This window comes from Fischerella thermalis PCC 7521 (genome assembly GCF_000317225.1).
GTDB lineage: Bacteria > Cyanobacteriota > Cyanobacteriia > Cyanobacteriales > Nostocaceae > Fischerella > Fischerella thermalis.
In genome coordinates this window covers 1-3,986 of the sequence record NZ_AJLL01000083.1, presented here as the reverse complement: position 1 = coordinate 3,986, position 3,986 = coordinate 1, and the positions used below count along the sequence as shown (strand labels likewise).

Sequence of the window (3,986 nt, the reverse complement as noted above, 5' to 3'; positions counted from 1 at the left end):
ATGTGGCGACGGAGTTAGAAACAGACAGGATTCGAGAGTATCCAGAAACGGAAATTGATCTCTCAGAAGAATCAGAAGCTTTTGCATCTAGTAGAGATCACCTTGTCGCAACCAATTCTTCCCGAGACAGTGACACAACATTTTCTATGAATGGTGTATCACCAACAGAACAAGTAACCGCATCCACACCACCTCAAAGGAGAAGAAATTCGTCAATTGCGCCAATGGGTTTACTGTTGATTTTGGTGTCAACAGTGGTGATATCGCTCTACAACGTCGCTATCAAAGTTCTTTTCAACCCAACTTCGCTAATTTTTGGAGTATTTGAGGTAGAAGGTTTACTTGCGCCTACTCTTGGTAATTCTCTGTTGATTTTAATGCTCAGGATGCTGGTAGTTGTACCATTAATGTTGGTTTTAGCTCCTATACTGCATCCACAAGTATGGCAGGACTTGCAAAGTCTGCTGGGATCACGGCGAACAAAATCTACTACTGCTAATGCAAAAGCTAAGCAAGTATTGCTGCTGTCGGTTGTCAGTGGATGCTTTTTGTTTTTGTCTCAGGTCTTAATTTATATTGCTATTAGTCAAATTGCGACGGGAGTAGCGATCTCCTTAATGTTTGTTTATCCAGCCATTAGCGGACTCTTGGCATGGTCTTTATTGAGAGAGCAACCTACTTCTTTGCGTTTGAGTGCGATCGCCTCTATTTTTTTGGGGCAGATGCTGATTTTAGCAGGAGATACAAGTATTGGTACAGGTAACGCTTTTTTAGGTAGTATCACAGCTGTTGTTTCTGGAATAGCTTTTGCTTTCTACGTGATATTGACAAACATCTGTGCAACCAAACTGCATCCTGTCCCTTTTACTCTAATTAATTTTGCCACTATGCTCGTGTTGTCTTTCGTTGGTTTGATCATACCTTTACCCATTACCTGGAGCCTTCAAGTCAATCCTAATAAATTACTGGAATTGATTTTAAGTGCCTTCATTTTGGGCGTAATGACATTATTTAGTCATGTTTTTAATAATGTCGGTATTCGCAAACTCGGAGCTACGCGATCAGCAATTTTAGGTGCTACTGTTCCTGTAATAACTGTGATTTTAGCTGGGTTGATTATTCAAGAAACACTACTACCTGCACAGGTATTAGGAGTTTTATTTGTGACGGGTGGTGCAGCCGCCGTGAGCTATGAAAAAATGCGGAATCATGCTAAAAAGGCGTAGGAGTATGAGGATTTTAGGGCGTAGGAAAATATTTATCATACTTGGCTGTGAATCAAAAGTTTAAATAAAACTAAAACTTCTATTAACAACTTTTAAGCAAAAGTCCAAACTTGGAATTTAGCAGGCGATTTATGACTTTTTTAAGAAGCTTCTAAATAAAACTTTGAGCATAAATAGCAAATTTGTAAATGTTTTTACATATGCACTGGCTAAAAATTGCTAAAATCAGCAAAAATCTTGTTGAAAATAAAAAGATTTTTTGTTTTTTTGAATTATTATCTTAATTTTGAGGTCTATGACTTTCCCTCAATCAGAAGCGCCTTATTATCAGGACAGCATCATCCTTTGGCCATTACAAAGCAGTTCACCATACGCAGCATTTTTAGTGAGACTGCTCAACATGCCACCTTCATCTTCTTAGGCTAGCTCTCCTGTCACAGAACATATACAGCATAGGATCGCAGCTAATGACCTAAGCAGTAGTACTTGTTCTGTACGAAGTTAAGCTTAATGTCGACCTTCTTGGTGAAAGTGGACGCCACAGACAGGATTAATTAGTGAAAAGGGACAGGGACTGTATATGGTAGAGGCAGGTGAACCCCTATTAATACCGTTTCCCTATAAGTCTGATACATTTGGCGACCAGACGAAGGGGACAAGGGAGACAAGGAGGACTAGGGGGAAGATTTATATCAAAAATTTTGTGAAATGGTATGAGACTCTGCCATTGACCATTGTCCAGCCAGGCAATAAACTAGGAAATTCTTCCTTCCTATTTCCTATTAAGAGTTGCCTATTGCAAGAGTGCCTATTCTCCCTTACTTTCCTGTTTGCTGACAAAACCTACCAACTAAGCTGATTCTGCCAATTTGCCAGAAAATACGGACTAAATGACAATTATGACTACCAAGAACACCCACACTTAACGCATAATAGATCATCTAAGTAAAGACATCGCCTTCAGTCGCGTGTATACTACATACTTTCCATTGACTTATTACTGTAAACTTGCTATTGAACTGCCTGTTATATGAGTAACGACGTAGATCTGATCAAACGTCTTGGCCCCAGTGCGATGGATCAGATCATGCTTTATCTGGCTTTTAGTGCCATGCGGACAAGTGGGCACAGACATGGGGCCTTTTTAGATGCAGCCGCAACAGCAGCTAAGTGTGCAATCTACATGACCTATCTAGAGCAGGGACAAAACCTGCGGATGACAGGGCATTTGCATCACTTAGAACCAAAACGAGTCAAAGCCATTGTCGAGGAAGTTAGACAAGCCTTGACTGAGGGCAAACTGTTGAAAATGCTCGGTTCTCAAGAACCACGCTATTTGATTCAGTTTCCCTATGTCTGGATGGAAAAATATCCTTGGCGACCTGGACGTTCGCGCATTCCCGGTACAAGTCTAACTAGCGAGGAAAAAAGACAAATTGAGCAGAAATTACCTTCTAATCTGCCAGATGCTCATTTGATCACCTCGTTTGAATTTTTAGAGTTGATAGAATTTCTGCACAAGCGATCGCAAGAAGATTTACCCAAAGAACACCAGATGCCTTTGAGTGAGGCTCTAGCGGAGCATATTAAGCGCCGTTTGCTTTACTCTGGTACGGTGACACGCATTGATTCTCCTTGGGGAATGCCCTTCTACGCTCTCACCCGTCCCTTTTATGCGCCAGCAGACGACCAAGAGCGTACTTACATCATGGTGGAAGATACCGCCCGCTTCTTCCGAATGATGCGAGATTGGGCAGAAAAAAGACCAAACACCATGCGCGTCTTAGAAGAGTTGGACATTCTACCTGAAAAGATGCAACAGGCCAAAGACGAATTGGATGAAATTATCCGTGCTTGGGCAGATAAGTATCATCAAGATGACGGAGTCCCTGTGGTATTACAGATGGTATTTGGTAAAAAAGAAGACTAGTATCCCAAAGACAGATATGGTCTTTAAATTTTCCTGGGTTAAATTCCCAGCTAGTACCATCAACGACAGTCCCACGCTATACAACAAGTACTGAATAGTACAGTGTTGTTAGTGTGGGACACATGCAAAACTGAATAAAAATATATTGTTGTAGATTGACACTCCTATGCATGATTTAACTGCGTTGGAAATTTAGGATTGTTTGCTTTTCATCAGGATAGACCTGATGGGACAAACAAGCCCTGAAAAGTCAGGATAAACTGTCTGTTAATATAAAAATATAAATTGAGCATTTCTTCGTGTGTAGCGCCTTCAATCAGGCTTTCAACCACAGTATGATCCCTGCCAATAATAGATTGCTGCAAAGGCACAGAATTTGTTAATCACCACTGATTCTTGCTTTGCTCGCCAAATTAAACCGATTGCACGCTGTAATGGTAAGTCTAAGTCAATATTACCTGACTCGCCCGTCGCCCACCCCGCTCAAATAACGTCACTCCTAGTTCTTACTCCAGTTTCTGGATACCTGCCGAAAGTGAAGGTTGGGAGACAAACAAGCGTTCAGCAGTTTTGGTGGAACCACCTGTTTCTGCGATCGCCAATCATATCCGCCGATTTTTGGCAGATCACACCAAACAAATCACCCAACTCTAGTGTACGTGAGCGATCGCCCTGCAATGTCTAGTTGGGGTGCGCTGAAGCGGCTCCCCCACAACAAACAACCTCGGTGTTAAGTACCGAGGTAAAACAGAAGTACGAATGACAATTGAGAGATATAGCGAGAAACAAAAAATCTGGCTTTGCATATTTGCGGGATGATTTTACTTTTT

2 protein-coding genes and 1 pseudogene are annotated in these 3,986 nt (G+C 41.5%); 2 read left to right on the top strand and 1 reads right to left on the bottom strand.

What is annotated here, in order from left to right; translation table 11 throughout:
- Together UYK_RS0117905 and hetR are read left to right on the top strand one after the other, a co-directional pair.
- A partial coding sequence (locus UYK_RS0117905) for a DMT family transporter (protein WP_016871871.1) occupies window positions 1-1,226 on the top strand: 1,226 nt, incomplete at its 5' end.
- A 1,030-nt stretch (window positions 1,227-2,256) separates the two neighbouring features.
- Complete coding sequence (gene hetR, locus UYK_RS0117890; protein ID WP_016871868.1) at window positions 2,257-3,156, top strand: heterocyst differentiation master regulator HetR; 900 nt, start codon at window positions 2,257-2,259, stop codon at window positions 3,154-3,156.
- 509 nt (window positions 3,157-3,665) lie between these two features.
- On the opposite strand, the pseudogene UYK_RS27675 reads toward hetR, so the two are convergent.
- Window positions 3,666-3,758, bottom strand: a pseudogene (locus UYK_RS27675) (helix-turn-helix domain-containing protein); the annotation flags it as partial.
- Between the last annotated feature and the right edge of the window lie 228 nt (window positions 3,759-3,986).